General features: G+C 63.3%; 3 protein-coding genes and 1 pseudogene. All 4 read left to right on the top strand.

Translation table 11 applies throughout. The annotated features are described in order from the left end of the window. Positions 1-723: 5-bromo-4-chloroindolyl phosphate hydrolysis family protein (locus Q0349_RS13925; RefSeq protein WP_298081618.1), on the top strand; the 723-nt coding region annotated here is incomplete at its 5' end. Continuing rightward, entirely contained in the window at positions 720-1,808 is a 1,089-nt protein-coding gene (locus tag Q0349_RS13920; RefSeq protein ID WP_298081617.1) for a toxic anion resistance protein, read from the top strand. The genes Q0349_RS13925 and Q0349_RS13920, both read left to right, overlap by 4 nt. Further along, entirely contained in the window at positions 1,805-2,743 is a 939-nt protein-coding gene (locus tag Q0349_RS13915) for a GYF domain-containing protein (protein ID WP_298081616.1), read from the top strand. Before Q0349_RS13920 ends, Q0349_RS13915 begins: the two co-directional genes overlap by 4 nt. 173 nt (positions 2,744-2,916) lie before the next feature. After that, positions 2,917-3,453, top strand: a pseudogene (locus tag Q0349_RS13910) (lytic transglycosylase domain-containing protein); the annotation flags it as partial.

Here is a 3,453-nt window from a genome sequence, read left to right as displayed (position 1 = left end):
GCGGTCAACGTTTTTGTTTCCCGTGCGATAGGGATGCAGTGTGGTGGCCAAAAGCATTACCGCTCGCGCAGCGCCAACCTCGCCCGCAGCGGACTCGACCAAGCCGACAACGACTACCGCCCCTACGCCCTCGCCTACACCGCGCTTGCCGCCGCCAGCATCACCTTCAGCGTCCGCCCCGGCATTGCCTTTGCCCTCATCAGCGCGCTGCTCGCCGCCGCCGGTTACTACCTCGCCTACATTTACAACAGCGACCCCGCCGACGCCTACCAGGCACCGCCGCGCCACATCCCCGGCCACCTCAACGCCACCCTGCGCGAAATGTTGAGCGGCGGCTTTGACGCCATCGAAACCCTCGAACAACACGCCAACCGCCTGAAAAACTACGCCGACGAAGCGGACATCGCCGCCCAACTCGAAAAAATCACCGCCCAGGCACGCGGCATCATCGCCCACATCGGCGAAGAACCCGAACGCATCCGCGCCGCACGCAGCTTCCTCGTCGTCCACCTGCACGAACTGCGCCGCATCAGCGCCGCCTACCTCGCCGACATCGGCAGCCCCGACCACGGCCGCCAACAACAAAACTTCCACACCCTGCTCGCCGACAGCGAACACAGCTTCAGCGCGCAACAACTGCAACTCGGCAGCGCGCAACAAGAACACCTCGACACCCAAATCCAGGTCCTGCGCGACCAGCTCAACACGGGAAACAAACCATGAACGACAGCACCCGCACCGAACTCGCCCCCACCAGCACCCTGCCCGCCCACCTCGAAGCGGCGCGCGTCCAGCAACTCGCACAAACGCTGAACATCGCCGACACCAACAGCATCCTCAACTTCGGCGCGGCCGCACAAAAACAACTGACCACCGTCGCCGACACCATGCTGACCGACATCAAAAGCGAAGACGCGGGCAAAGCGGGCGAACTGCTCACCAACATGGTCGGCCTGCTGCGCGGCTTCCAGGGCGCGGAACTCAAAGTACAAGAAAAACCCTCGCTCTTTGCCCGCCTCCTCGGCAAAGCCAAACCGCTCGCCAGCTTCCTGCAAAAATTCGACACCATCAGCGAACAACTTGACCAAATCAGCAACGCGCTCGAAGCACACAAACAAAAACTGCTGGTGGACATCAAATCGCTGGACAAACTTTATGATGCCAACCTCGACTACTACCGCGAACTCGAATACCACATCGCCGCCGCCGAAACCGTCCTCGCCGAAGCCGACCAGACCGCCCTGCCCGCGCTGGTGAAGGCCGCCGAAGACGGCGAAATGGAAAGCGCGCAGCGCCTGCGCGACGCGCAAATGCAGCGCGACGAACTCGACCGCCGCCTGCACGACCTGCGGCTGACCAAACAAGTCTCGATGCAGGCGCTGCCGAGCATCCGCATGGTTCAAGAAAATAACAAGGGACTCGTCAGCAAAATCAACACCACCCTCGTCAACACCGTACCGCTGTGGCGGCAACAACTCGCCCAATCCATCGCCATCTACCGCTCCGGCGAAGCGGCGACCGCGCTCAAACAAAGCAGCGATCTGACCAACGAACTGCTCACCACCAACGCCGAAAACCTCAAACTCGCCAACCGCGAAAGCCGCACCCAACTGGAGCGCGGCGTCTTCGACATCGGCGCGGTGGAAAAAGCCAACCAGATGCTGATCGAGACCATCGAAGAAAGCATCCAAATCCACGAAGCCGGACGCCAACAGCGCGCCGAGGCCACCGCCAAACTCGAAGCCGCCGAAGAAGCGCTCAAACAAAGCCTCAAAGCCGCCGCGCAAAAACCCGGAGGCCCGGCATGATCAAAAACCTCATCGCCCGCCTGCTCGCCAGCCTCAAACCCGACAAACTTGGCCTGCAACCGCGCACCCTGCGCGCCCGCTTCGCGCCGGACAGCCTCATCGCCCACCACAGCCAGCACAACCTGCTCGAACGCAGCACCCTGCACATCGAACCGGGACAAATCGCCTATCTCATCATCAACGAACAATACACCGCTGCCAACGAACCCGGCGACTACCCGCTTGACCCGGACAACATCCCGCAAGCCGAAACCGCCGACATCCTCTACCTCAACCTGGACGCAAGCGCCAGTCGCCTTTGGCAAAGCATCTACCAGCCGTCGCAGCGCCGCCTCGACCAGCCGCTCACCGGCAGCTACACCATCAGCATCCGCGACCCGGACACCCTCTGCCGCATCCTCATCGAAAACCAGACCATAGACCTCGACGACGACTACCTCGACCAAACCCTGAGCTACCACATCGACCAAACCCTCATCCACGAACAAATCAGCGCGGACGACATCGACCACCAGACCGAAGCCCTGCAAAACTTCCTCAAGGCGCGCCTGCGACCACAACTCGCCCAACTCGGCCTCACCCTGCACGACCTGCGCATCGCCCGCCGCACTCCAGGTGCACCGCCGCAAAGCGCACACCCCGCACGTCCGGCTGCCGCCAGCGCCACCCCGGCCTACGCCCGCGAAAACACGGAGACAACAGCCCCCGCGTCGCCCGCCATCACCACCGCCAAAAACGACGCGCCGCGCCCGCCGCTCGGCCAGGACAAAATCTTCTACCGCGTCCACCACGGCCAGCAAATCGGGCCGCTGAGCGCAATTGACGTCCAAAAACTCATCGACGAAGGCCAAATCCTGATGAAAGACCTGCTCTGGCAAAAAGGCATGACCGCCTGGCTGCCCGCCGACGCCTTCAACCTCTTCAACTGGGACTGAACCACAAGGAAACCATCATGCCCGGACGCAACCTGACACCCGCCGCCCAAACCGCCGAATCCCCGAACCAAACTGCCCCATTCCCCGAAAACACTCCCTCCCCCTGTGGGCGGGCACCCATGAAAAATGCGAACGCATTTTTCATGGGATCCGGCGGAGGGTTGGGGTGGGGTTTGTCCGCATACCTCGCCGCCCAATCGGCAACTACCATCCTTTCCAAACTCGCCGCCTGCCTCCTCCTCGCCTGCGCCGCCCTCCACCCGGCACAAGCACAAGACGCCACCGCCGGCCTCTACATCTGCCCGGCGCCCGGCGGCATGAACAACATCGTCAGCAAGCCGACGGGCGACAACTGCCGCCCCTACCAAAAAGGCGCACTCAGCGGCAGCAACCCTGCCCCGGCGACTGCCGCTCCCGCGCCCAAAAGCGAAAACAAGGCACCCACCGCCCCCCCGGCCAGCAAGCAAAACAAACCCGCCGCCAAAACCGACACCCGCAAAGAAACCAACCAGGGCGGCTTCACCTGGGACGAAAACGACGAACCCGCTGCCAAAACCGGCGAAAAAACCCCGGCGCCCCAACCCGCCGCCCCGCCGCCGCTATTCCCGCCCGCGCCGAACTACAGCAGTAACCCGCGCGGTGGCGGCCAATACTACCGCGATCTGGCCCTCCGCCCCGGCAAACCGGGCAGCGCCGCCGCTGCCGTGCCG

The sequence above is a fragment of the uncultured Cardiobacterium sp. genome (assembly GCF_938028185.1).
Lineage (GTDB): Bacteria > Pseudomonadota > Gammaproteobacteria > Cardiobacteriales > Cardiobacteriaceae > Cardiobacterium.
Note: the sequence above shows the minus strand (reverse complement) of the source record. Positions and strands in the feature narration are given on the sequence as shown.

Coding starts and splice junctions, on each gene's coding strand:
- Q0349_RS13920 (WP_298081617.1), top strand. CDS start 720: ATGAACGACAGCACCCGCACCGAACTCGCCCCCACCAGCACCCTGCCC.
- Q0349_RS13915 (WP_298081616.1), top strand. CDS start 1,805: ATGATCAAAAACCTCATCGCCCGCCTGCTCGCCAGCCTCAAACCCGAC.